Origin of the sequence: Bacillus sp. PPSBB_11 (assembly GCF_038023285.1) — a bacterium.
Classification (GTDB): Bacteria; Bacillota; Bacilli; order Bacillales; family Bacillaceae; genus Bacillus; species Bacillus altitudinis.
Genome location: NZ_CP150633.1, coordinates 1,110,470 through 1,133,918 on the forward strand (window position 1 = coordinate 1,110,470; position 23,449 = coordinate 1,133,918).

The following is a 23,449-nucleotide window of genomic DNA, read 5'->3' on the forward strand; positions in this document are numbered from 1 at the left end:
GCGTCACCATGATCATCGTCACGCATGAGATGAGCTTTGCCTATGATATTGCCGACAGGGTCATTTTCATGGAAGATGGTGTGATTGTCGAATCAGGCACACCAGAAGAAGTCTTTGAACAGACGAAAGAAGAACGGACGAAACAATTTTTAGCAAGATTTTCTTATCATCATTCCTAAAAAACAAGTCGATCCATGAGGTCGACTTGTTTCTGTTTCTATATGCGTGCAAAATAAAAACCAGTCTGTTCTAGCCATTGGCTATCACAAACTGGTTCTTGTCGTTAGTTCAATTCCTTCAACTGATCAATATAAGCAAGGGCTGCCTCAAATTCTTCGTCCGTATAGCGCTGCTTGCTTTTAATGGTGAAGACCTTTTCCTTTACCTCATCTTTTGGCAGATCATCAAAGTATAAAATCGTTGAGACAAGCTCTAGAAAACGAGACGATTGCTCATTCATCTGCTGCGTCAGCACTTTGAGGTCAGGCATGTCCACTTCACACTGATCGAGAAACTCTTTCCCATTGTCCGTCAGCGAATAACGATATTGATAGTATCCGCCCTTTTTTTCCTTCATTTCGTCCAAGAATCCAAGGTTGCACAGCTCTTCAATTCTGAGCGTCAACTCCTCTGAATAGGGGCCATAAAAATGAAAATCGTATTTCTCGTAAAAAGGCAAATCTAGCTTTTTTGCTATGTAAATCATTTTTTGCAGCTTCTTCCGTCCAACGATTTCCCCAGATTCAGAGAACACCTTCATCAACTTTGCATGCTCTTTCAACAAATTCCCGACATCTCCTTTTTCAGTACTTCCTTATCCCAATCCAAGCAGCTTCATGATCGCCTTCTTTTCTTCAGCTTTTTCCGACATATCTACAATTAAGTCCATCGGGAAATAAAGTTTATGATCGGTTCTTCGTTTACCGGAAATGGCGTCAACAATATCTGACTGTCTCGACAGTTCTTTAATATGACCACTTTGCGTCAAAAGGTGGATCGGCAGCCGCTCTTCTTCTTCGCCCGGTCTATAAAAGTCATAAGGCAAATCAGAGGAAGAATCGACCACTAAATAATAGTCAGGATCAATTCCTGCTTCTTTGAACAAAGCAGTCAGCTTGAAATATTTCGTCATTTCTTCGTTAGGATTAAACTCTGTATATTGGAATAAACGGCGGTTCATAAAACGGCGGCACAAATCAGCCAGCACGTGATCTTCTTCATCTTCCCACGCCTGAAAATAAAATAAGACAATGGATTCATCCAGCTTAATATAGTCCTCTGTGGTGACATTTCCTTCAAAAATTGAATAAAAATGAACCGGGGCATGTGTAAAAATATATCCCGTTTCATGCAGCTCTTTTGCACGATGGAGGATTTTTGTTAAAATGACTTCCGCACTGCGTGTCACTGGGTGGAAATACACTTGCCAGTACATTTGATAGCGGCTCATAATATAATCCTCTACGGCATGCATCCCGCTCTGTTTCATCACAATCTGATCTTCTCTTGGACGCATCACGCGTAAAATACGTTCCATATCAAAGTGACCATAGCTGACGCCTGTATAGTAAGCATCGCGCTGCAAGTAATCCATTCGGTCGGCATCAATTTGACTTGAAATCAAACTGACCACCTGTTTGTTTTGATACGTTTTGGCAATGACTTCTGCTACATGCTTTGGAAAATCGTCACTGACCCGGCGCAGCACTTCATTGACTTCCGTCTGCCCTAAAATGATATCTCTTGTAAACGATTCATGATCTAAATGAAAGACCTTTTCAAAGGAATGAGAAAACGGACCATGTCCAAGGTCATGAAGCAGGGCGGCACTCAGTACAAGCTCACGCTCCCCTTCATCCCATTCGGGTCTTCCTTTAAACACATCATCCACAATTCGTCTGACAATCTCGTATACACCGAGTGAATGATTAAATCGGCTGTGTTCTGCCCCATGAAACGTTAAATAAGTGGTGCCTAGCTGTTTAATTCGTCTAAGGCGCTGGAACTCTCTCGTTCCGATTAAATCCCATATCAATGCATCCCGTACGTGAACATAGCGGTGCACAGGATCTTTAAATACCTTTTCTTCGGATAATTTCCCTTTTGGATACGCCATCGTTTCGTCCCTCTTTTTTTAAGACGTGTTTCTATTATATCGGGTAACTTTTCCCGAAAACATCCTTGAATTTGCTGGCGAATGTGTTCTCATAGATTGAACGGACGTAAAAAGCCCGACCTGACAGGGACGGACCTCTTTTTAGGTCGACTGAACACATTCAGTGACATTTATTTGACTTTTTTTTGAACCTTTTCGAGTAACTCATCTTCTGTTGGTGCGGATAATGGGCGATTGTTCACAAACGCAAAAGCCTTTTTTCGTCCTGGACCGCAATACGATTGACAGCCAATCTCAATTTTTGCATCAGGGTCAACCGATTTAAGTCGAGGCAATAACGTTTTTAGGTTCGTCGCATCACAATCGTCACATACGCGAAACTCATTAGCCATGTTCTTACGCTTCCTTTCAATGATGAAACTTCATTCTATATGAAACAGTTGGACAACTAAGAGTGAATAATATACCACCCAACATTGTACATCGAAGCGACTGGAGTTGCAAGAAGCATTGTAAGCACAGAGACGTATTCACATAAAAGCTAGTATTTTCCACTATCCTTTTAGCAAACTTGTATAAACCTTCTTCAACTTGGCTAATCTAATACCATCAAATCTTATGGGGGTTTAAACACATGTCAAAACAAAGACAAGATGCTTGGTCAGAGGAAAATGATCTCCTTCTGGCAGAAACCGTCTTACGTCACGTCAGAGAGGGCAGTACACAACTGAACGCATTTGAAGAAGTTGGAGACAAGCTAAACCGTACCTCAGCGGCATGCGGATTTAGATGGAATGCTGTCGTGAGGCATCAATATGAAAAAGCATTGGCACTTGCCAAAAAACAGCGTAAACAACGCATGCGTGCACTCGGCAATGGACAGCCTGCGAAAAAACGTTTGCTCTATCAGCCGCAAGTTGAAGAAACGATCACACAGGAAGAGTTCTCTCAAGAACTGGAACCTGCGCAAGAAGAAACGTTTGCACCTGCAGCCGAAACAGCCGACCAGCTTCAGTTTGTGGATCAAAGCTACAATGAAGAGTTAGCTAGTTTATCACATTTATTGTCACAGGCTTCTCAAGTGACAGAGAAAAAGCCAGAAGCCAATCCATTTGGGCAGCGCCAAGAGCTAACCATTGAAGATATCATTGATTTCTTACGCCGCTATGAAGGCAATGGGCAGCAATCTTCTGCCTTACGCATGGAAAACAGCCGGTTAAAACAAGAAAACAATGAACTTTCACATAAAGTGTCGCAGCTAGAAGCTGAAGTGAAAAAGCTTGAAAAGGATCAGCTCACGATTCAAGAAGATTATGAAACACTCGTCAAAATCATGAACCGTGCAAGAAAACTAGTTTTGTTTGAAGAGGACGACAGTGCCGCACCAACCTTTAAAATGGATCGTAACGGCAACCTTGAAAAAATGGCTGAATAACCAAAAAGTGCTCCCCACCTGCGGGAAGCACTTTTTTAAATATCCAAAAATAGCATCACACTAAAAAGGACATTGATCAAGAAGACGAACATAAAAATATACCTAACTTGCCTCACCTGAAAATCACCAAACATAAAAATATAAAGCCCTGCGATACCAAGCGTCAGTACAGGCTGAAGAAACGGCACGAAAAGCGAAATGCCGTAGCCGGCTCCTATGATGACAGGAAGCCATAGTAAATAGAGGTAACCGCCATTTTTAGATTTCAAGAAACCACTCCCTCTCTTTCTTCTATCTGCTTGATTTCAGGCTGAACAAACTTGAGTCCGGCCATTGTACGTCTGCGTTTTTGTGATGTCCAAACCGCAATCGCCGGCTGATCCGTTAGAGACTCTGTGTCAATGGTGATCAGCACTTTCCCATTTAATTCAATTGAATCTTCAAACTCAATTTTGCACCCAGATAAACTGATATCATGTATGATCACCGGCACCTTCTCTTCTAGTCGGTCCTCATAGGCGATCGTGCCTGTCACACCTTGCAATGGCCTTCTCATCCATTTGCGACGCAGAGCCTTTGGTACCTTCTCCGTTTCTCTTAAAAAGCGGAGAAACGTCCGAACAGCATGAGATTTTTTCTCACGATCCGTCATCGCTACATGCTCTCGTGTGAATAAGAAACGGATCAGTGATAAATACTCTGATTTTTTGGTGTCAGTAAAAGCAACACCAACCATCAGCTGGTCTCCCTCTGGATAGCTCCAAACCACGTCACACGACACGCTTTCATTCTCTGAAAAAAACAATTGCGTTTGTCCTTGATAAAGAGAAGACGCTTGGTCCAATGGAATGGATAGACGCGCACCTGAATCACTCATATCTAGTAGAAAACAAGCAATCGACTGATCTTGATGATCAGAACGAAGATGCCCCTCTTTTTCAATGACAAATCGCTCTGATTTCCGGTAACGCGGTCGATCAAACGCCACAAGCAGTGCCATGAATAAGCCTGCACCGTTATAAAGCACCCAAAAAATATTAATCAACATGAGATCAGCGTTCATCGTCCCATTTACCTTCACATCGTAACCTATTTTCACAAGGGCAAGCAATGAGAGCAGCAAGAAGATCAGATGGGGAATCATCGTTTTTAAATGGAAATGCCTTTTGTCCGTTTGAATTCCCTTCGGTGTCACCAGAAATTCAACCCGTTTTTTCAAGAACAGTTCACTGAGTGCCACACCAGCTAAGTGGAATGCCATTGAACTTTCATAAATATGACTCCAAAACATACTTCTTTTTTGATTCGACACAAGTTTAAAAGCTAAATACGAGCTAAAGAACGCCGGCAACCAAAACATGAAAACGGACTGGAAATCTGCCCAGAAACTTTGAATACCAAACAATAAAAACAAAATCGGTGTGAGAATGTAAATCATTTTAAACAAACCGTTAAACCAATACACAATGCCATCTAAATAAAGAACACGCTGCATCAGCGTTAAGCCGCGCACCTTCAAAGGATTAAACTTACGGGCACACTGAATGTTCCCTCTCGACCAGCGATCTCTCTGCTTTAACAGATCAAGCCAGCTTTCAGGTGCCAGACCGACGGCTAATACTTCTCCGACAGACACAGATTTGAATTTCCCTTGGAGAAGCATTCCTGTTGCCATGTCTTCTGTAATCACTCCAGTAGCAAATCCGCCAATTTCATCTAATGCCGTTCTTCTAAATACCGTATTACTCCCAACATACATGACGGCATTAAACCGATCCTTACCAGCTTGGAGAGTTTGCATGAAGAAGTCCTGCTCATTTGGAATTCGATCTTTCGAGAACATATTATATTGGAAAGGATCTTCGTTATAAAACGCCTGTGGAACTTGAACAAACGCAGTTGCCCCATCATGAAAATAGGGCACTGTTTTTTCTAAAAATGAAGGAAGAGGGACCATATCTGCATCAAGCGTCAGAATCAGCTCCCCATCCGTTTGAAACATCGCATGATTTAAATTACCTGCCTTAGCAAATCTGTTATCTGTTCTTGTCAGATAATGAACACCAAACTCAGAAGCAAGCTGCTCTACAACTTCCCTATTGCCATCATCACATAAATAAATTTGAACGCTTTCCTTCGGATAAGAGAGATTCAAACAACCTGCAACAGTGCGTTTCAGCACCTCAATCGGTTCATTATATGTAGCTATGAAAATATCAACTGTCGGCAGCCTGTCAAGATCACTGATCATGACTTGTTTCCGATTTGAAGGCTTCCAAACCAGTGTATAAAACACAAGCAACTGGATAAACCCAATGCATTCACAGGCAACAAGCAAAATGCCCATGACAATATTAAAAGTACCTTCATGCGGCAATGTAAAGAAGAGACGCCAGCAAATATAGGCAGCATTTGTTAACACACATAGCACAATGATGACTTTTTTCACAGTAGAGGCCATTGGCTGGATACGATATATCATATACAACAGAGACAAAATACAAAGCATAAACAGCGGGTAATACGTGGTGATGAGTGACAAAACATTTTCCTTCTTTCTTATGTCATAAAGGACGATCACATATAAAATGTCATAGCAAAGGAGGGGATTCTTCCATTACATTGCCCCTCCATTTCTATATAAATCATTTCCACAATCGATCTAACTGATTTGAATAAAAATCAATGGCCTTTCGATAACTCAAAATAGCAGGATCATTTGTCGTTTCAGTTAAACAGTTCAATAGTATTTCCATGGCTTTGCTATGTTCATTTAAATTATACAAAGTCATGGCATAAAACGTTTGAATGGCTTTATTATGCGGAAAAGCTTCCATCGCATGGAGGAATATTTGTTTTGACTTTTCATATTCCCCTAAGGTTCTGTATGTACTTCCTAATCCTAAGAAAGCATCTTCTCTTTCTTCTGAAGACAAACCTAGTTCAAGGGCCCTCTCATAAAAAAAGACAGCTTGTTTTTCCTTCCCTAACACATCATAGCTCCAAGCACATTGATAGTGAATGGAGGCATGATCTGGATACTCTTCTACAAGACGGATGAGCATGTCATTGGATTCTTGAAGATGTCCATTTTCTCGAAGTTCAATCGCTTTCAGAAGTTTCATTTCCATTACATCACCCCTATTTTTAAGATGGCTGGAAAGATATGTTTACGAGAACACTTTCTCATTCCGCTCAATCATCCGCGTCATGTTTTTCTCAAACTCCAGTTGTTCCTCGGTGGTCAACCCTGAAGCGGTCAGTTGCTCGCTCAGCTTTTGAAGTTCTTCTAGTAAAAGACGCATGAGAAGCGCACAATCAATGGGTTCTCCAGTTAATTCTGATAGGGATGCCATCGTATCAGGCTGTATATCAGGGAATACCGCTTTCACCTCATGCCTTCTATCCTTTAAGGCCGCCTCATAAAAACGGCGAATCAAATCAGCTCGTTCCCGGCCGCTTCCATCTGCACACAAATAGATTTGCACAGCGACCCCTCCGCGTAATCTACGCTGAGAAATGCCGGCAAATTTCTTTCCATTGATGCTCAAATCGTAGCTACCTGGACAGTAAGAGCCGACAATTTCATAGGCTTCAATGTCCACTTCATACATCGACAACATCCGGCGGATCAATTCCACCATCGCATCATATCCTCGGTCAATATCAATGCCCTTCTTTTGTTCCGCAAAGATTAAAGACACATTTAGTACGCCTTCATCCAGCACAACAGCAAGACCGCCTGAATTGCGCACAATGACGCGATATCCCTCTTCCTCAAGAAGCTTTACACCATCTTGGAGAAATGGAAGTCTTGTATCCTGAATCCCAAGAACGATCGTATTGTGGTGCACCCAAGAACGCGCTGTCGCTGATGAGAGTCCTTTCCCAACCGACGCACAAAGCGTATCATCCATCGCAAAAGATTGCTTTGGGTCTACATAGAGACCAAGGCTCGATTGATCTATGATTCGCCATGTCGGCTGCGTCAATAACTCAATAGGTTCATTTTTCATGTCCTGCATATCCTCTCGTTCATAAACTGTGTTTATTATAACATGGAGGGAGAATGAGCGAGAAAAAAGCTCTATGACAAGGAACGTCACAGAGCTTTTCAACTGGATGCTTTGGTTTTCTTGCTCTTCCTTTTCGAGATGAAATAAACAGTTGCAATCAAAACGACAGGAACCCCAACCACGAGGCCCGCAGCGATCAATGTGTTCCACGGCAAATCGATCATCTCCTTAATAGACTAAACTTCTATGAAACAGCCGTGACTTACCCAGCTTAACAAATCTTCAGCCACTAATTCCGCATGCTGAGGGTCCATCACACCAGCATCGACGATCCACACTTTTTTCTCCTCTTCTGCCTGCCGCATAAGAAATACCCGCCCGCCGCCATCGTCACCAATGGCTACATAGCCGCTTGCATAATGATGGACTTCCCATGTTTTATTGCGTTCCACTATGTCCTCAGTTCCGTATAAAAGCAGGTCGCCTCCAATGGAACATCCATTTGATTGTTTCAGTAAGACTTGATGGGCATGAGGAAACATCATATTTAGTTCAGCTTCTGCCTCTTTGATATGTATGTCACTTGCTGGTTCGTTCATGACCAAGTTGGGAATCTGAGAAAAATGAATCATTTTGAAAGCCTCCTAAAAGGTTGAACTAGCGTTTATTCAGCTGATTTTGTCATAATCCTTTTATACACCCGCAGGAGCACCTTTAATAGAAAATAGAAAATGATGACATCGAGTATAAAACCTAAAAATAGAAATTCAACACCATAATTTGAATGCAGGACTAGCCAATCAATGGGAAAACCTCGATAATCCGAACCGGCATGTGGGACATAAACCCCTCTCATAAAAGCTGTCCCAATGACGAGAAGAACACTGATGCTTAATAGCCAATTGACTGTTTTTTTGTTGATGTGTTTTTTCTGATTCATACGAATTCCTTTCTGTGTTTTTGTATCGCTTTCTAATACAAAGACTTCTACCTATCACTATATAATCAATACAACAATTCTTTTAGTAGACTTTCCGCTTTATGTAATTCATCTAAAAATGGATTTAGATAATCATTATGACTATCCAAGTAAGCCCTAACTCCGCCAATAATAAAGACTTTTTGGAGATCATCATTGGCTTGCATGATTCTTTGGGCATTCTTGTATCTTCTATATATTAATTCAAGTACACCTTGATTGATCTCTTGCGAATATTCTTTTTCTAGGATGTTGATGACCGTTTGGATTTGTTTTGTTAGTTCTTGTTTTTTGTGCATTTAATGCTCCTTAAGACTTTGGCTCATACTAATAAATATCTAACCGTTGACAATTAAAACTTATAAAATCGCCTTCATTTATATCTCCCGGTATATTGTAATCTAATTCTAATAAAAGTCCGCCTACCTTCACTTTTTCATCACGCTTATCAATTAATTGTCCTAAAAAACTATAACTGAAATTATCATCTAATTTTTCAATTCTATACTCTGACAATTCAGCTTTCACTAAGTCTGACACGTCTAAACAATAAATAGGTTCTAATAGTTCATTTTCTTCAAGGTAATTTAATGGTTGAGCAAAACACATTATTTCCAGTTCGCCATCTGTTACAATCACTTCAGCTTCTGAGGCTTCTTGTGAAATCCAGTTTATTTTTTTTATTTTCAATACGATCACCCTTTTTTACTTCTTTGTTTTTATCCCTAAACTTGGTGCTTTTTTAGAAAGTTCTTTAACCGATTTTATATGAAATGTGGTGATATTTCCTGTTTTTCTATCGAGCCCAACAAATCCGTATTTTGCACTTCCCTTTCCACCAACAATTCTCACATATCCATTCAGTTCTGGTACATATTGTCCCTTCTGAATAAGGTGATTTGCATCTTCAAGATAATTTTTAATATTGTATTTGTTTTTGCCCATTGCACCCATTATCTCTTTACTATGCTTTTCAAAATGAATAATAGCTTCATCACCTTTGAATTTAATCAGTTCACCCGTACCCTTTCTTGTCTTCTCAACCCTCTTCACCACATTCTTCCCTTGATCAATCTTAAAGACATATTTCCCACCTTTAATGATTTTCATAAATGGGATAATAGAGGCTGCGGATAGGGCTTGTTCTGTGCTACTAATATTTTTGCTGGTTTCTGGGTCTTTGCCGGTGACGGCTCGATAACCGTCATAGATTCCGCTGTATTCTAGGATGATGTTTTCGGTTGTTGAGACAACTTCACCGTCTAATATGCGTTTCGCATTGCCTCGGCTCCGGCTTGCTGGGATTTTGTCGACTTCTTCTATTCTAACTTCACCGTTTGCGATATACGTTCGGATGATTTGTTTATTGGCGTAAACGGTGTATCGACCGCCAATAAAATCAATATCGGATGAGTCGGTGACGACTTCATCTGCTATATCGAATTCTTTTAATTTTTTAATGCCTTTGACGTTGTACAGTTTACCATTTATGACCCTGATGTCTCTATGAATCTTGTTTTTCCCGTTCACAGCTTCCCTTTGCAATATCGTAAGTGATGGATCGTTTGCTGTGACTTGTTGATTAATGTTTTTATGAGATTCGTCCCGAACAACCGTCTCCACATTCGCCTGTTGTTTCTCTCTCAGCTTCTTCAGCATGATCATCATCGGATGGTCTTTCGTGTTGTCTATTTTGTCATTCAATCCGCTGATCGTGCTGCTTATTTTTTCTTCTTTTCCATTTTTGAAAATAGACCCTTTTTGATAGCTCGTGATGTCGATTTTGGGACCGGTGAACATGGTGCTTAGCGTGTTGATGTATTGCTTCATTGTTTGCAATGCACTTGTTGTTTCATTCATAGCACTTGTTTGTTCTCTGTCAAAGGCATGGAGCAGTCCAATGGTTCTGGATGTCTCAAGCCACGTTTTTTGATAGCTCTGTTGAAAAGCAGACTCGTCTACATGAGGCAAGTGAACGATATGACTGACCCTGCCGATCGCCTGGCTCACATCTGAAACAATGTCAGAAATCGCTCGCTCTGCTTTTTTTAAACCTGAATCAAGTTCGTGTTCAATAAATGCTTGTGATATAAAGCCGTGCTGATTTGATTCAAGTGTATGAAGTGCCTGCTTTGTTTGTTTGAGCGCAGAGCTGTATTCCTCAATGACAACCTGAAAAAATTGCAGGAAGGGAATATGGCATTCTGTATAAAAGGAGCGGATGGCTTGTCCCGCCTCTCCCTTTAGTGCGCCATCAAGTGAGATGATCTGTTGGATTTGTTTTTCTATGGAGCTAATCTGTTGTGATTGCTGCTTTAATGTATTCAGCGTTTGGTCAATTCCGTTTATTAGCGCAAAAGCATCAAGGGTTTTCATTGCGTTCTCCTTTATTTTCTTTTACTGCTGGAAGCAAGCGCCTTGTCCGTTTCGATCATGGTGTTCACCGCTTGTTCTGTTTGTACAAGTTGTTTCTGAAGAATGTCTATATAGGATGTACTTAATTCGTTCAACTGCTGATTGATTTTTTCTAATGTGTCTGCCGTCAGGAGCTGATTTCTTCCTTTGATGGTTGTTGGAAGTGTTGCATTCATTTGAGCGCCTGATTGTTTTGCATGCTGTAATACTCGTTTGACCTGACTGGCATCTATTTTAATTTCTCTGCTCATGTGACTACCCTCTTTTTTCTTCCAATTGTTTCTGCTTTTCTTTCTCTATTTTTCTTTCAACCGAATGAATTTCATGTTCTAATGAATGGATCTCTGATTTTAAGTCGCTGATTTTCTCATCAATTCGGTTCACTAGATTGGTCAGCTGTACACTTTTTATCTCTTGACTGGCGGATGCCATCTCGTCTCGAATGTCATCAAACGTATCTGCGAGATGGCCAAACCATGTATGTGATGTCAGATCTGGATGAGTCATTTTCTTGTTAGCATCTGCCAGAGCAGACTTTGCTTCTTTTATTTCTTTTCGACACATGTTCAGTTCTATGATTTGTTCTTTTTTTATGGATATGTCTGCCTTTAACGAATACAAGGCTGTTGTATAACCGATGATAGCTCCAGACATCGTCAAACACCTCTATTCCTCAAATAGTCCTCCGTTATGTTACCATTTACTAGCACAAGAGGCATATGATTGAAAACGAATTCACTAAAAAATGAATCGTATGTATTGGGTTTTTATACCTAATTCACACGCACAAAAAAGCTGAATTCATCAACTGAATCCAGCTTTTCATGCTTATTTGAGCGAATCACCTGCTGATGCTGATGGATGATCGCTAAATGAGGTGTCTTTCTTCTCAGGTATATAATGGAGTGAAAACCCGACAAGGCTAAAAAAGGCACTTAACACCAGTGTTGGGTTTTTAAATAGGTTCGTACTAGCAATGATCATATCTCCCTTTTGCAAGAGAATTCCTAGTATTTGACCGAATACCAACAACGTTCCTGACGTTAGAAATAGGACAAGCAGCACTTTAAATAACAATTCCATCAATACTCTCATCTGTTTCTCCTTTCTATACGGGAAGTATCTCCATTCCAATGAGCCAGCCAATACCAACGATCGGAAGCATATAATAGAGGATCAGTGGGATAAAGGTTTTTTCTGGTCTGGCCCCTGCAAGACCAGAAGCGATAAATATGGACCCTGATGCAGGCGGGGAAGCGCCTTCAGTTGATGAAAAAGCAAGAATGGCAACTACAGCCACAACTGGGTCCACTCCAACTGAGATTAAAGCTGAAAATGAGACAAGCCCAACTGCTGTTAATGTCGCTGTTGAAGATAGAGGGCCTGCCACCAGTGTGACAAGAACACCCACAATGAGCACCATGAGCCATTTCGGAATGGCAAGTACTGATGTGATTTGCGTCAAATCATCTGCGAGCCCTAATTCAGCAAGCACTTGACTAGCAGCCACTGCAAACAGCATCAAAGCGCCAATCGTTGTGAATTTAGGAATGGCTGATTTGAAAAATTGAGACCAATCTAAAGCAGACGCCTTGCTTCTTCCAATTGTTAGACTAATTAATATCATGAGAATCGGAATCCACGTAATTAAAGAAATTTGATCCATTGCCTCCGGTCCGATGTTTGGATTACTTTTTAAGTAGTTTGCAAACGGACCAATGGTGATCATGATAGGAATCAAGGCACCGAAAAAAATAAAGATCGACTTCCACCCTTGTTTTACCGCTTCCCAGAAAGGAAGAATATCATCTGGCGGCATGGCCTGAATTTTATTCTTTTTCACCAGAAGATACACCAAAATAAATCGGTATACGACTTGATACAGTCCTCCTATTAGAAGGGCAATATATAAATCTCCCTCAGATACAAGGGCGGCAACTGGTGCAAACCCAAGCATGATAAACATGGAAGAGTTCGGAGGCAGTGCCGCTCCAAGTCCGCCATTCCCTGCTAGAATCGTGGCCGTATGGGTCCGGCTCCACCCGGATTTAATCATCCAAGAGGCCGTGATAGAGCCAGTCGCAGCTGTGTTTGCAGAATTTGAACCTGAAAGAGCGCCTAACACTGCTGAACCTAACGTACTCATATAAGCCGCTCCACCAGGAAGTTTGCCTACAACCGAATTTAGGATTCGTAAGAGTGCATGAATTAATTCCAACTTTTCGATTAAATAGGCCATGAATACAAATGCGACAGCTGCATAAAGCACCTCATATGTGGATGCAAATATTAAACCATCCCAGAAAAGTCTTAACGCATCTAATCCGCCAAATAATGTGGTCGCAATAAAGCCTAGTAGCATGGCTTCTCCCATATTCCGTTTCACCATAACATTCCATATAATGATGACAGCTATGAACACAATCAACGCAATAAAACCCATATCGTTTCTTCGCCTCCCCTTTATTAAATAAAACGCTTACAATTTATTCCCCTTGCTGCATCACGTCAATGACTTCTTCCCAGCTAGCAGGTTTTACCCCGTCAAATCGTTCAGCAAAGTGAAAGTCTGCTAATCTCTCAAGCTTCTGTTGTGCTGCCCGAGACATACTGGCATCAATCTCTGCTTCATCTAGCATTTCAATAGAGCCAAGCAGCTCAACCGCCCGTCTTTTTGCATGCAATGCACTCCCTGTCACAAGACGGTTCATGGTCTCTTCAAAACTTTTGCTATCGATTGTATCGCTTAGTGAAGAAATCACTTGATGTTCCACATTATATTTTTTGGAAATTTCCAAAAATTCAATCAAGAGACCGACAATCCCCTTCATATAAATGCTTCTGATTAGCTTTAGTGCCGAAGCATCTCCTGGCTGGTCACTAATTTTTGTGATATTCATGCCATAAGCATTCATCACTTTCATGAATTGGTCAACTCCACTGCCGCTTGCCGTGATCGGAACCTTGTGTTTGTTGATTGGAAGAGGCCCTAGCATGGCGGCATCTACAAATAGAGCTTCTTGCTTTTCAATTTCGTTTGCTACTTGTTTTTTGATGTCTGGTGTTGATGCCGATACATCTACATATAATTGATTCTTTTTCAAACTTCCCGATACGGATTGTGCCACTTCTAAGGTTTTATTCGCTGGCACAGCTGCAATCACAAGATCAGATTTCTCAATGACTTCGCTAATACTGCTCGTTAATTGAACGCCTGTTTGCGATGCTTTTTCTTTCAACGAGCCAGCTAATTTCTCACTTAGTAATAGGACATCATACGCATAAAATTGGTCTAATCCTTCTGTTTTCAATCCCGTTGACAGCTCATATGCTGCTTCACCATATCCGATAAAGCCTATTTTCATCACCGATTCCCCTATCCTTGAAATTTTTTCATTCTGCCTTCCAGCCATGCCGGTGCTAAGAGACTGATGTCTTGCTTTCCTTCGTCCACATACTGTTGAATCGTTTTTAATCTCTGATGTTCATACGCTTGTTTCTCTTCCGCTAGTGTCAGCAGGTGTTCCGCCTTTTCCTTTGGAACGATGACGACTCCATCATCGTCAGCAATCACTAGATCACCTGGGGCTACTTTGACACCGCCGCACGAGATGGTTTGATTCAATTCCCCAGGACCATCTTTAAAAGGTCCGTTTGGCATAAATCCCTTGCTGTAGATTGGAAAAGCCAGCTCCTCTAAAGAGAGTTTGTCGCGAACAAGCCCGTCAATCACGATTCCTTCTATTCCTACAGCCTTTGCTGAATGTGCCATCAATTCCCCTAAATAGGCATGACCCTTATGGTCTTTTCCATCAACAATCAGTACATCTCCTTCTTTAGCAGAGTAGATCGCTTGATGAAGAAATAAATTATCCCCTGGCCGTAAGCTAACAGTAAAAGCTGTGCCGACTACATTCATGCCTTTCGCAACTGGTTTGATTTGATGATCCATCGCGCCGGTGCATCCCATTACGTCTGACAGCAAGGTCGAGTTAAGCTTTTTTGCCCTAGCGATAAGATCATTTGACACGAAATGAACAGTACTCATTGTTTCCATCATCCCCTTTGAGTTATATTCATTACACTTATTTTTATTAAAGTAATATTTATTACTTTCGTGATATGATCATACCACCTCATTTTCAATTAGTAAAGCGCTTTCAAAAATAAAAAAATGAGTTCCACACGACTAATGTGTTGTGTGGTAACTCATTTTCGTTAACATATGATTGATTTGATCTAAACGTGGTTTTGTTCTTTCAGGATCATTCATCGCTAAGGCACTTAAAATGTAATCGACGATAAAGATAGCAGATACGACAGAGTTATGAGAGCCTACACTTGCTGAGGAACATGGTAATACATATTGTGCATATTTGGTTAATGGAGAGCTGTAGCTGTCTGTAATTAAAAGGACTTCCACCCCATAAGACTTCGCTGCTTCCATCAAATCTTTCATACGCTTTGCATAGCGCGGATAGCTGACAGCTATAATGAAATCACCCGAGTTGAAATGAACCAAATCATCCACCCAGTCGCTTTTGTCTGCATCAATGTATTGGCAATTCCCCAATAACCGATTGATTCCGAGTGACAGATACTCACCAACAGGTCTTCCACTTCGAACACTTGTACACAAAACGTGGCGTGCGCTGGCTATTTTCCCAACAATCTGCTGAAAGGTTTCTTCCGTGATATTGTCTAGTGCATACTGGATATTTTGAAATTGCAGTTCTACATGGTCATGCAGGAGCTTATTTTTATTTGAATGCTTGAGATTCGCTTCAAGTCTCGTTTGAGGGTCGGCTTTATGCTTCATAGCTGATTGAAGCTCTTTTTGGAATTCAGAAAAACCGGAATACCCCACAGCAGCAGAGAAGCGCATGATCGTTGCTGTACTCGTCCCGACTTTTGACGCCAATTTATCGACAGTTAAAAAAGCGACTTCCATTGGATTTTGTACGATATAATCTGCAATTCTCCTCTGCGCATCGGTTAAAAATGCGACCTTATGCTGAAGTTTATATATTAAATCCTCCATTATAGCACCTGCCTATCCTATCGGCTTTATCTACGATTCGTGTTTTCTTTTCACTCTTTATTGTACACATTTGGACAAAATAAAAAAACAGCCAGCACGAATCTATCGTACTGACTGCTCTAGTCGAGATGCTATTTTATAGTGCTTGAGCTGCTGTAATCAGCGCAAGATTGTAAACGTCTTCGGCATTACAGCCTCTTGAAAGATCGTTTACTGGCTGATTTAGACCTTGTAGGATTGGACCTACAGCTTCAAAGTTACCTAAGCGCTGGGCAATTTTGTAGCCAATGTTTCCTGCTTCAAGGCTAGGGAAAACAAATACGCTAGCATCGCCTTTGATGACGGAATCTGGTGCTTTTTTCGCTGCCACTGAAGGAACGAAAGCTGCATCGAATTGGAACTCTCCATCAAGAACAAGCTCAGGTGCTTTTTCTTTTGCAATGCGAACCGCTTCAGATACTTTGTCTGTTTCGTCTGATTTTGCTGAACCTTTTGTAGAGAAGCTAAGCATTGCTACACGTGGTTCGATGTCAAACATTTTTGCTGTGTTTGCACTTTCGATCGCAATTTCAGCAAGATCTTGGCTGTCTGGTGCAATGTTGATCGCACAATCAGCAAACACATATTGCTCTTCGCCGCGAGCCATAATGAAGACGCCAGAAGTTTTCTTTACGCCTTCTTTTGTTTTAATGATTTGAAGTGCTGGGCGCACTGTATCAGCAGTTGAGTGTGCTGCTCCGCTTACAAGGCCGTCTGCAAGACCTTTATAAACAAGCATTGTACCGAAGTAGTTTTCATCCAGTAATGCTTTTCTCGCTTGCTCTTCTGTCGCTTTGCCTTTACGTCTTTCGACGAAAGCTTGTACAAGATCTTCAAAACCTTCATATGTATGAGGATCATACACGTCAACACCATCAAGTGTAAGACCTAATTCTTTTGCTTTTGCTTCTACTTCTTCTTTCTTACCTACAACAATTGGCTGCAATACTTTGCCATCTGCTAGTTTTTGAACGGCTGTTAGAATGCGTTCGTCCATTCCCTCAGGAAAAACGATCTTAACTCCTTTACCTGCAACCTTTTCCTGAACTGTTGAAAAAATATCTGCCACTTCAATACCCTCCTTGATTTTACAAAAAAAGCGTTCTCTTTTAAGCATACTCTTCTTCTACATAAATTCAAACTACCAACTTACATTATAGCGCTTACAAATTAAATTCTTATTTTTCAAACTAATTAAATCAATTTCTAGAAAAGCGTTTTCGTCGTTCAAGTTTTGATCACATCTTCATTTGGACAAACTATGTTATAGTTGGAACAGATGGAAAACTGTTAATAGGAGTGAAAGAAATGAGCGAACAACATACAACAAATGAAGCAGCTCAAACACTAGATGGCTGGTATGCACTGCATGATTTTAGAACGATTGACTGGACAGCTTGGAAGCTGCTGACAAGCGATGAGCGTCAAGCGATCATTCATGAGTTCACAGGTCTATTAGAAAAATGGAAAACAGCTGAGCACCATCAGGCTGGAAGCCAAACAATCTATAGTATTGTCGGCCAAAAAGCAGATATTATGCTCATGATTTTACGTCCGACCATGGAAGAACTAGGTGAAATTGAACTTGAATTCAACAAGACACGACTAGCTGAGTTTACGATTCCAGCTTATTCTTACGTGTCAGTTGTTGAACTCAGCAACTACTTAGCAGGAGGCGGAGATGGCGGAGACCCTTACGAGAACCCGCACGTACGTGCGCGCCTCTATCCAGAGCTTCCTTCTTCTCAATATGTCTGTTTCTATCCAATGGATAAAAGACGTTCTGGCAATGACAACTGGTACATGCTTTCAATGGATGAGCGAAAATCCCTTATGAGAAGCCACGGCTTAATTGGCAGAAGCTATGCTGGGAAAGTAAAACAGATCATTACAGGTTCTGTTGGCTTTGATGATTATGAGTGGGGCGTCACTCTTTTCTCTGATGATGTGCTTCAATTTAAAAAATTGGTTTACGAAATGCGATTTGATGAAGTGAGTGCACGTTACGGCGAATTTGGTTCCTTCTTTGTTGGAAACCGATTAGCAAACGAGCAGCTAGCGTCTTATTTCCATGTATGATAAACTCTTAAGGCTTCGGATCTCTCCGAAGCCTTTTTATGTATTTGTTTAGAAAGGTGATCTCATCATGAAAAACTTCCCCATCGCTATTTTTGCGTTAACGCTCGGTGCGTTTTCGATTGGCATGACTGAATTTGTGATCATGGGACTTTTGCCAAATGTCGCAAATGATCTTCATGTATCTATTTCTGCTTCAGGTCAGTTGATTACCGGATATGCACTCGGTGTCGCAGTTGGCGGCCCTATTTTAACGTTATCAACTGGAAAAATGTCGAGAAAACGTCTCCTCATTCTATTAATGATTCTTTTCGTAGCAGGAAATGCTGTCGCAGCTGTATCGTCTTCTTATGGTCTATTGATGGTTGCACGTATTTTAACGTCATTTGCTCATGGTACCTTCTTTGGTGTCGGCGCCATTATGGCTGCACGGCTTGTTCCTAAGGAGCGAAGCGCAAGTGCGATCAGCTTCATGTTTACAGGACTGACAGTAGCCAATGTACTGGGTGTGCCATTTGGCACCTTTATCGGAAATCAATTCGGCTGGCGCATGTCATTTCTCGTCATTGCCGTCATTGGTCTCATTTCCTTAATCGGTATAATCAGTTTAGTACCAAATCAATCGAAGGAAGAAGTATTAGATATTCGAAATGAAATATCGGTGTTGAAAAAGCCGCAGGTTCTCGTCTCCTTTGCGATGACAATATTCGGTTTTGCGGGTGTGTTTACCGCCTTTACGTATATCAGCCCGATCCTGCTGCAAGTGACTGGCTTTCAAGAAAACGGGGTCACCCTCATTCTTGTCCTCTTTGGGCTTGGGGTCACCATTGGTAATTTAGTCGGCGGAAAGCTTGCCGACTGGAAGCTGATGCCGAGTATAATTGTGACACTTATGATGCTGATGGCTGTTCTGTTGTTATTCACATATACATCTGCCTTTAAAGTGCCTGCCGTTCTGACGATTTTTGTTTGGGGAATTATTTCATTTATTCTCGTTCCTACCTTGCAATACCGCACGATGAACATGGCACATGAAGCCCCGACACTCGCATCAACGCTCAGTCATTCTGCCTTTAATATTGGAAATGCCGGCGGTGCAGCGCTTGGCGGTCTTGCTATCGAAATCACACATTTACAGCTTGTCCCGCTCTTTGCGGCAGGCGTGACATTCATTGGATTGATCATTACGATCATGAGCTATCAGTCAGATAAACGAATCAAAAGGACCTGAGGGCAGGTCCTTTTTCTATTTCACCACGGTCATTTCTGGCTCTTCTATTTGTTTCACACGTTCCTGAATGGGATGGGTAAAGGAATGCTCTGATAAGACAATATGGGAGACCGTTTTTGTAAAGCCAGACACATCTTGAATAAAGGCTTCAATTTCTTCAAGAGAAGAAACAGACAGCTTAATGAAAAAACAGGACTGTCCTGCCACTCGATAAGCAAAGAACGCACGTGGATGCTGGTTCATAAATGTCACAAAACGCTGATACTCCCCATTTAATACGGTGACTTCCAGTAAACAGTCTATCATCAGACCCAGCTTTTTATAATTGACTTGAACAGAATACCCTTCGATAATCCCTGCATCCTCTAGTTTTCGCACTCTTTCTGCTACCGCAGGCGCCGATAAATTCACTCGTTTGGACAATTCCCTCATTGATAAGCGGGCATCTTCTCTCAATTCGTTTAAAATATGCACATCCACATCGGTGATTTTCATTCGTTACGCTCCTATCCCAAAATCGTTCCATTTGAAAAGTATTTTATGATGATACTTATGATACGAAATGTAAAATAAAACTAAATAATGGTAGAATTTATTTTAACGGAATTGAATGAAAAAGCAAGTATGGAGGGATCACTTGATGAAAGAATCTTTAGACAGCCAGGCTTCTAAAACATTTCCCATCACACTTGCCATTGCACTCACACTTGGCGTTTTTGCGGCGGGATCGGAGGAACTGGTGATTTCACCACTGCTGCCTGATTTATCAAACTCCTTTCAGCACTCTCTTGATGTTCTGGCTCTTTCCATCAGCATTTATGGGTTAGCTGTGCTGGTTGGAGCTCCGCTACTCGTTCCTTTAGGGGACCGATATTCAAGAGAGCTGTGTTTGATAATTGGGCTGTCTTTCTTTTTAATTGGAACAGTGATGTGTGCTGCTGCCCCAAATTTGGCCGTGTTTTTTGCAGGCCGTGCTATTTCAGGGCTGGCAACTGGTGTATTTGTGCCAACAGCCTATGCTCTTGTGGGCGACCGGGTTCCATACGAATATCGCGGCAAAGTGATGGGACTCATTGTATCGAGCTGGTCTCTTTCTCTTGTCCTTGGTGTGCCCATTGGCGCCTTTATCGGCCAGAGTTTAAACTGGCGCTGGACGTTTTGGATCTTCGCTATGATGAGTCTCATTGTCCTGCTACTCGTCATCCTTGAATCAAGAAAACAAGTCAGAGCAGCTGATCCGAAGGCACCTCAAGCTAGAGAGACAACAGGCTCTTTATGGGCAGCTTTGAAAATCGATCGTGTGCCTGCCTATTTGACTGTGACGTTTTGCAATATGCTTGGATTTTACGGCATGTACTCGTTTTTAGGTGCTTATCTGCAAAGTCTGTTTGATGGCGGACAATCAACAGCTGGACTTCTTATTATGGCTTATGGCGTCGGCTTTTCTATGAGTATGTTTACTGGAAAATTAGCAGACTGGTTCGGTAAAACCCGTTCCCTTGTCTTTGTGCTGGGTGGAATTGCGCTTGTTCTAGCCTTGCTTCCTTATGCGCCATTCTCGTGGATGTTGCTGATTTTCGCCCTATTTATTTGGGGTGCTATGCAAAGCTTATCTGTCACGCTTCTAAGCACCGTTCTAAGCGACTGCTCTCAAACCCATCGCGGGAAAGTGATGGCTTTTTACAGCCTGGCCTCCAACCTTGCTGTTATGCTCGGTTCCGCACTGATGGGACCCGTTTATGTCCATTTCGGATATCATACGGTAGGTCTTGTCTGTGCATTAATCACACTCGTTGGTTTTATCATCAGCTTCGGCAGCTATAAAAGAGAACGCGCCTTACAGAAAAAACAGCCAACTACACTTGAAACGTAAGCACATTTCACTGCACATCTCGATATGTGCAGTTTTTTAGATCAATTTTTAATATCATCATATATTACATTTTTTATGAAATTTGTTGACAATTACCAATTTTAAATTTTATAATCTAGTAAAAATTTGAAAAAGATTGGATGGTAAACATGATCCTAAAGAATGATGATGTGTTTCATTTCAAAGAAGAGCCTAGCCCTTCACCCAAGATGTTTACAGTCAACACACTAGGCCCTAAGGGGACAAGCAGTGAATACGCAGCAAAACATTTCATCTCTCAATCCACCACTACACTCGGCACTCATACGAAACTATCCCTTTATGACACATTCGAAACTTGCATTGAACATACTCTCTCTCAACCACTTCAATTTACTCTCGTTCCACACGCATATGAAGGCATCAAACACTTCTACATGAGACCAGATCTACAGCTTTTACAAATTTTCAGATGTGACACGCCCATGTATGGTTTGGCTGTCAGACCTGATTTCCCATTCCATGAACAAATGCTCCACCATTTAAAAATTGTCTCACATCCTGCACCTGTCAATTTAATTCAATATTTCATTCACCAAAATGCTGAATTTGAACTTGTTAATTCTACAAGTACTGCCGCGCAGAAAGTAAGGGACGGCGAATTTGATTTTGCTTTAACGAATGAGGTGGCAAGAGCCACATATGGCCTCATCTTCATTCGAACGTTTAAAAGTATACCCATGAGCTGGTCCATATTCGGAAAAGGAGAGATATAAGATGCAAACTGAACAAAAGACGCAAGAACGATATTTTCCTCAAGCGAAAAAATTAGAATGGGATAATGGCGTTATCCAATATTCCACTGTAAGAGGCGGTACGGAAGTGTTAATTTCATACGTCCCTCCCCACACAATCATTGAACCTCACGAACATCCCGAAGCACAAATCGGCATTGTATTAAAAGGCGAGCTTCAAATGACTGTCGGCCAATCGACTCAACTGCTCACCCCATTAGAATCAGCCTATATCGCACCACCGTTTGTCCCTCACGGCGCTTCAAATCTGACAGATGAAGAAGTGATCGCCATTGATATTAAGAGATTAAAGGATGACGAAGAATATACAGCTCCCCCTACTTATTTCTTAGACATTTTCAAAACACGGGATTTACTCCCTGGCATGGAAGTGACTTTTTTTGTGGAGGATTGGATGGAGCTGATGATTGCCAATATCCCTGGAAACGGTGGAGAAATGCCTTTTCATAAACATAGAAATGAACAAATCGGTATTTGCATCAGCGGAGGGTATGATATGACGATCGAAGGCTTTACAGAAAAGATGGAATTTGGCACCACCTATTTCTGTGACCCAAGGGAAGATCATGGGGCCATCAATCCAAAGCCAGAAGCATCAAAGTCTATTAATCTCTTCTTCCCTCCTCGCTATAATCGCTTAAAACCAAAAGCATCTAAGGTGAAGAAATGAAGCTGGACGGAAAGGTTGTCCTTATTACAGGAGGTGCGTCGGGGATTGGGCTTGCTGCTGTCAAGCTCTTCCTCGAGCATGGAGCAAAAGTAGCTGTCGCTGACATCAATGAAAGTAGCGGCAACCAACTCATTGAATCATTGCCGCATGAGCACCTTGCATTTTTTAAAACAGATATTACGAAGGAGTCTGACTGTCACCAAACCGTTCAGAGCGTGCTGAGCCGATTCGGTGCCATTGATGTCCTCATTAACAATGCAGGCATCGAAATTGTCTCACCTATTCATGAGATGGCACTGGAGGATTGGCATCGTATTCTTCAGGTCAACCTGACCGGCGTCTTTCTCATGAGTAAGCATACATTGCCGCATATGCTTGAAAAGAAGAGTGGAAGTATTATCAATACCGGATCTGTCGGAGGTCTTGTGGGTTGGCCTGACATTCCTGCATACAACGCAACAAAAGGCGGTGTCATTCAGCTCACCAAATCAATGGCCATCGACTATGCCGCTCATCAAATCAGGGTGAATTGTATTGCCCCTGGCATCATTGATACACCATTAAACGAGAAGTCCTTTTTAGACAATCACACAGAAAGTCTCGAGATCGTCAAAAAGGAAAAAGCAAAGGTGAATCCTATGCTACGGCTTGGAAAACCTGAAGAAATTGCTGGCGTGATGCTGTTTCTCGCCTCTGACCTATCCAGCTATATGACTGGAAGTGTCGTCACTGCAGATGGCGGTTACACCGCTAGATAAAAGGAG

At 41.6% G+C, this 23,449-nt stretch carries 28 protein-coding genes and 1 pseudogene; 8 read left to right on the plus strand and 21 right to left on the minus strand.

All coding sequences use genetic code 11. The features are described from left to right. Positions 1-179 (plus strand): annotated as a pseudogene (locus tag V7L95_RS05605) (amino acid ABC transporter ATP-binding protein); the annotation flags it as partial. A gap of 104 nt (positions 180-283) precedes the next feature. Here V7L95_RS05605 and V7L95_RS05610 read toward each other — a convergent pair. The 3 genes from V7L95_RS05610 to V7L95_RS05620 all read right to left on the minus strand — a co-directional run bounded on the left by V7L95_RS05610 (position 284) and on the right by V7L95_RS05620 (position 2,508). Continuing rightward, complete coding sequence (locus V7L95_RS05610; protein WP_007497715.1) at positions 284-784, minus strand: YwgA family protein; 501 nt, start codon at positions 782-784, stop codon at positions 284-286. Between the two features lie 30 nt (positions 785-814). Beyond that, positions 815-2,116, minus strand: coding sequence for an HD domain-containing protein (locus V7L95_RS05615; protein ID WP_007497716.1), 1,302 nt, complete (start codon positions 2,114-2,116; stop codon positions 815-817). Positions 2,117-2,286: 170 nt separating this feature from the next. Then, on the minus strand, positions 2,287-2,508 hold the full coding sequence (locus tag V7L95_RS05620; protein WP_003215259.1) for a DUF1450 domain-containing protein: 222 nt from the start codon (positions 2,506-2,508) through the stop codon (positions 2,287-2,289). Positions 2,509-2,750: 242 nt separating this feature from the next. On the opposite strand from V7L95_RS05620, the gene V7L95_RS05625 reads away from it, so the two are divergent. After that, positions 2,751-3,551 (plus strand): RsfA family transcriptional regulator, encoded by an 801-nt coding sequence (locus V7L95_RS05625; RefSeq protein ID WP_340968392.1) that lies wholly within the window; start codon positions 2,751-2,753, stop codon positions 3,549-3,551. Positions 3,552-3,586: 35 nt separating this feature from the next. Here V7L95_RS05625 and V7L95_RS05630 read toward each other — a convergent pair whose 3' ends face one another. The 17 genes from V7L95_RS05630 to pta form a co-directional block, all read right to left on the minus strand. Beyond that, positions 3,587-3,820: a DUF5970 family protein gene (locus V7L95_RS05630; RefSeq protein WP_035702387.1), complete on the minus strand. Its 234-nt coding sequence runs from the start codon at positions 3,818-3,820 to the stop codon at positions 3,587-3,589. Further along, positions 3,817-6,093, minus strand: coding sequence for a glycosyltransferase (locus V7L95_RS05635; RefSeq protein ID WP_340968393.1), 2,277 nt, complete (start codon positions 6,091-6,093; stop codon positions 3,817-3,819). The genes V7L95_RS05630 and V7L95_RS05635 overlap by 4 nt, the downstream gene beginning before the upstream one ends. Before the next feature lie 103 nt (positions 6,094-6,196). Next, the gene (locus tag V7L95_RS05640; RefSeq protein ID WP_249476684.1) at positions 6,197-6,682 is read right to left on the minus strand and encodes a tetratricopeptide repeat protein; all 486 of its coding nucleotides are present in this window, start codon (positions 6,680-6,682) and stop codon (positions 6,197-6,199) included. 39 nt (positions 6,683-6,721) lie between these two features. Next, positions 6,722-7,567, minus strand: a complete 846-nt coding sequence (locus V7L95_RS05645; RefSeq protein ID WP_255835677.1) for a biotin/lipoate A/B protein ligase family protein — start codon at positions 7,565-7,567, stop codon at positions 6,722-6,724. Between the two features lie 236 nt (positions 7,568-7,803). Next, positions 7,804-8,199, minus strand: coding sequence for an SMI1/KNR4 family protein (locus V7L95_RS05650; RefSeq protein WP_017368244.1), 396 nt, complete (start codon positions 8,197-8,199; stop codon positions 7,804-7,806). Positions 8,200-8,231: 32 nt separating this feature from the next. Further along, complete coding sequence (locus V7L95_RS05655) at positions 8,232-8,507, minus strand: hypothetical protein (protein WP_216099206.1); 276 nt, start codon at positions 8,505-8,507, stop codon at positions 8,232-8,234. 65 nt (positions 8,508-8,572) lie between these two features. Further along, positions 8,573-8,845: a hypothetical protein gene (locus V7L95_RS05660; RefSeq protein ID WP_017368246.1), complete on the minus strand. Its 273-nt coding sequence runs from the start codon at positions 8,843-8,845 to the stop codon at positions 8,573-8,575. A gap of 28 nt (positions 8,846-8,873) precedes the next feature. Then, entirely contained in the window at positions 8,874-9,245 is a 372-nt protein-coding gene (locus tag V7L95_RS05665; RefSeq protein ID WP_017368247.1) for a hypothetical protein, read from the minus strand. Positions 9,246-9,251: 6 nt separating this feature from the next. Further along, on the minus strand, positions 9,252-10,922 hold the full coding sequence (locus V7L95_RS05670) for a T7SS effector LXG polymorphic toxin (RefSeq protein WP_129547950.1): 1,671 nt from the start codon (positions 10,920-10,922) through the stop codon (positions 9,252-9,254). A gap of 11 nt (positions 10,923-10,933) precedes the next feature. Then, complete coding sequence (locus V7L95_RS05675; protein WP_008343583.1) at positions 10,934-11,212, minus strand: YwqI/YxiC family protein; 279 nt, start codon at positions 11,210-11,212, stop codon at positions 10,934-10,936. Between the two features lie 4 nt (positions 11,213-11,216). Then, positions 11,217-11,615 (minus strand): DUF5082 family protein, encoded by a 399-nt coding sequence (locus V7L95_RS05680; RefSeq protein WP_008343584.1) that lies wholly within the window; start codon positions 11,613-11,615, stop codon positions 11,217-11,219. Positions 11,616-11,789: 174 nt separating this feature from the next. Then, positions 11,790-12,056 carry a hypothetical protein gene (locus V7L95_RS05685; RefSeq protein WP_046526753.1) on the minus strand — a complete coding sequence of 89 codons (267 nt, stop codon included), beginning with the start codon at positions 12,054-12,056 and terminating at the stop codon, positions 11,790-11,792. A 13-nt stretch (positions 12,057-12,069) separates the two neighbouring features. Further along, on the minus strand, positions 12,070-13,404 hold the full coding sequence (locus V7L95_RS05690; RefSeq protein ID WP_007497735.1) for a TRAP transporter large permease subunit: 1,335 nt from the start codon (positions 13,402-13,404) through the stop codon (positions 12,070-12,072). 43 nt (positions 13,405-13,447) lie between these two features. Further along, positions 13,448-14,326: a prephenate dehydrogenase/arogenate dehydrogenase family protein gene (locus tag V7L95_RS05695; protein ID WP_025208161.1), complete on the minus strand. Its 879-nt coding sequence runs from the start codon at positions 14,324-14,326 to the stop codon at positions 13,448-13,450. An 11-nt stretch (positions 14,327-14,337) separates the two neighbouring features. After that, positions 14,338-15,009 (minus strand): RraA family protein, encoded by a 672-nt coding sequence (locus V7L95_RS05700; protein WP_079919313.1) that lies wholly within the window; start codon positions 15,007-15,009, stop codon positions 14,338-14,340. Between the two features lie 141 nt (positions 15,010-15,150). Then, a complete protein-coding gene (locus V7L95_RS05705) occupies positions 15,151-16,002 on the minus strand; it encodes a MurR/RpiR family transcriptional regulator (protein WP_048001138.1) in 852 nt (283 codons plus the stop codon). Positions 16,003-16,138: 136 nt separating this feature from the next. Further along, positions 16,139-17,110 carry a phosphate acetyltransferase gene (pta, locus tag V7L95_RS05710; protein ID WP_008343597.1) on the minus strand — a complete coding sequence of 324 codons (972 nt, stop codon included), beginning with the start codon at positions 17,108-17,110 and terminating at the stop codon, positions 16,139-16,141. A gap of 239 nt (positions 17,111-17,349) precedes the next feature. Here pta and hemQ point away from each other — a divergent pair, with 239 nt between their 5' ends. After that, positions 17,350-18,120 (plus strand): hydrogen peroxide-dependent heme synthase, encoded by a 771-nt coding sequence (gene hemQ / locus V7L95_RS05715; RefSeq protein ID WP_007497744.1) that lies wholly within the window; start codon positions 17,350-17,352, stop codon positions 18,118-18,120. Between the two features lie 67 nt (positions 18,121-18,187). After that, positions 18,188-19,348, plus strand: coding sequence for an MFS transporter (locus V7L95_RS05720; RefSeq protein WP_008343599.1), 1,161 nt, complete (start codon positions 18,188-18,190; stop codon positions 19,346-19,348). 15 nt (positions 19,349-19,363) lie between these two features. On the opposite strand, the gene V7L95_RS05725 is transcribed toward V7L95_RS05720, so the two are convergent. Next, positions 19,364-19,843: an Lrp/AsnC family transcriptional regulator gene (locus tag V7L95_RS05725; RefSeq protein ID WP_008343601.1), complete on the minus strand. Its 480-nt coding sequence runs from the start codon at positions 19,841-19,843 to the stop codon at positions 19,364-19,366. 145 nt (positions 19,844-19,988) lie between these two features. Between V7L95_RS05725 and V7L95_RS05730 the strand changes: the two genes are divergently transcribed. From V7L95_RS05730 to V7L95_RS05745, 4 genes are all read left to right on the plus strand, one after another. Then, a complete protein-coding gene (locus tag V7L95_RS05730; protein WP_008343602.1) occupies positions 19,989-21,221 on the plus strand; it encodes an MFS transporter in 1,233 nt (410 codons plus the stop codon). A 149-nt stretch (positions 21,222-21,370) separates the two neighbouring features. After that, positions 21,371-21,976, plus strand: a complete 606-nt coding sequence (locus V7L95_RS05735) for a bacilysin biosynthesis protein BacA (RefSeq protein WP_008343604.1) — start codon at positions 21,371-21,373, stop codon at positions 21,974-21,976. Position 21,977: 1 nt separating this feature from the next. Continuing rightward, positions 21,978-22,685 (plus strand): cupin domain-containing protein, encoded by a 708-nt coding sequence (locus V7L95_RS05740; RefSeq protein WP_008343606.1) that lies wholly within the window; start codon positions 21,978-21,980, stop codon positions 22,683-22,685. Continuing rightward, positions 22,682-23,443 (plus strand): SDR family NAD(P)-dependent oxidoreductase, encoded by a 762-nt coding sequence (locus tag V7L95_RS05745; protein ID WP_008343608.1) that lies wholly within the window; start codon positions 22,682-22,684, stop codon positions 23,441-23,443. Before V7L95_RS05740 ends, V7L95_RS05745 begins: the two co-directional genes overlap by 4 nt. The last annotated feature ends 6 nt before the right edge of the window (positions 23,444-23,449 follow it).

Bases quoted from the DNA above. Each gene is read 5' to 3' on its own strand.
- V7L95_RS05615 (WP_007497716.1), bottom strand. From the start codon at position 2,116: ATGGCGTATCCAAAAGGGAAATTATCCGAAGAAAAGGTATTTAAAGAT.
- V7L95_RS05620 (WP_003215259.1), bottom strand. From the start codon at position 2,508: ATGGCTAATGAGTTTCGCGTATGTGACGATTGTGATGCGACGAACCTA.
- V7L95_RS05625 (WP_340968392.1), top strand. From the start codon at position 2,751: ATGTCAAAACAAAGACAAGATGCTTGGTCAGAGGAAAATGATCTCCTT.
- V7L95_RS05640 (WP_249476684.1), bottom strand. From the start codon at position 6,682: ATGGAAATGAAACTTCTGAAAGCGATTGAACTTCGAGAAAATGGACAT.
- V7L95_RS05645 (WP_255835677.1), bottom strand. From the start codon at position 7,567: ATGAAAAATGAACCTATTGAGTTATTGACGCAGCCGACATGGCGAATC.
- V7L95_RS05650 (WP_017368244.1), bottom strand. From the start codon at position 8,199: ATGATTCATTTTTCTCAGATTCCCAACTTGGTCATGAACGAACCAGCA.
- V7L95_RS05655 (WP_216099206.1), bottom strand. From the start codon at position 8,507: ATGAATCAGAAAAAACACATCAACAAAAAAACAGTCAATTGGCTATTA.
- V7L95_RS05660 (WP_017368246.1), bottom strand. From the start codon at position 8,845: ATGCACAAAAAACAAGAACTAACAAAACAAATCCAAACGGTCATCAAC.
- V7L95_RS05670 (WP_129547950.1), bottom strand. From the start codon at position 10,922: ATGAAAACCCTTGATGCTTTTGCGCTAATAAACGGAATTGACCAAACG.
- V7L95_RS05675 (WP_008343583.1), bottom strand. From the start codon at position 11,212: ATGAGCAGAGAAATTAAAATAGATGCCAGTCAGGTCAAACGAGTATTA.
- V7L95_RS05680 (WP_008343584.1), bottom strand. From the start codon at position 11,615: ATGTCTGGAGCTATCATCGGTTATACAACAGCCTTGTATTCGTTAAAG.
- V7L95_RS05685 (WP_046526753.1), bottom strand. From the start codon at position 12,056: ATGAGAGTATTGATGGAATTGTTATTTAAAGTGCTGCTTGTCCTATTT.
- V7L95_RS05690 (WP_007497735.1), bottom strand. From the start codon at position 13,404: ATGGGTTTTATTGCGTTGATTGTGTTCATAGCTGTCATCATTATATGG.
- V7L95_RS05695 (WP_025208161.1), bottom strand. From the start codon at position 14,326: ATGAAAATAGGCTTTATCGGATATGGTGAAGCAGCATATGAGCTGTCA.
- V7L95_RS05700 (WP_079919313.1), bottom strand. From the start codon at position 15,009: ATGAGTACTGTTCATTTCGTGTCAAATGATCTTATCGCTAGGGCAAAA.
- V7L95_RS05705 (WP_048001138.1), bottom strand. From the start codon at position 16,002: ATGGAGGATTTAATATATAAACTTCAGCATAAGGTCGCATTTTTAACC.
- hemQ (WP_007497744.1), top strand. From the start codon at position 17,350: ATGAGCGAACAACATACAACAAATGAAGCAGCTCAAACACTAGATGGC.
- V7L95_RS05720 (WP_008343599.1), top strand. From the start codon at position 18,188: ATGAAAAACTTCCCCATCGCTATTTTTGCGTTAACGCTCGGTGCGTTT.
- V7L95_RS05725 (WP_008343601.1), bottom strand. From the start codon at position 19,843: ATGAAAATCACCGATGTGGATGTGCATATTTTAAACGAATTGAGAGAA.
- V7L95_RS05730 (WP_008343602.1), top strand. From the start codon at position 19,989: ATGAAAGAATCTTTAGACAGCCAGGCTTCTAAAACATTTCCCATCACA.
- V7L95_RS05735 (WP_008343604.1), top strand. From the start codon at position 21,371: ATGATCCTAAAGAATGATGATGTGTTTCATTTCAAAGAAGAGCCTAGC.
- V7L95_RS05740 (WP_008343606.1), top strand. From the start codon at position 21,978: ATGCAAACTGAACAAAAGACGCAAGAACGATATTTTCCTCAAGCGAAA.
- V7L95_RS05745 (WP_008343608.1), top strand. From the start codon at position 22,682: ATGAAGCTGGACGGAAAGGTTGTCCTTATTACAGGAGGTGCGTCGGGG.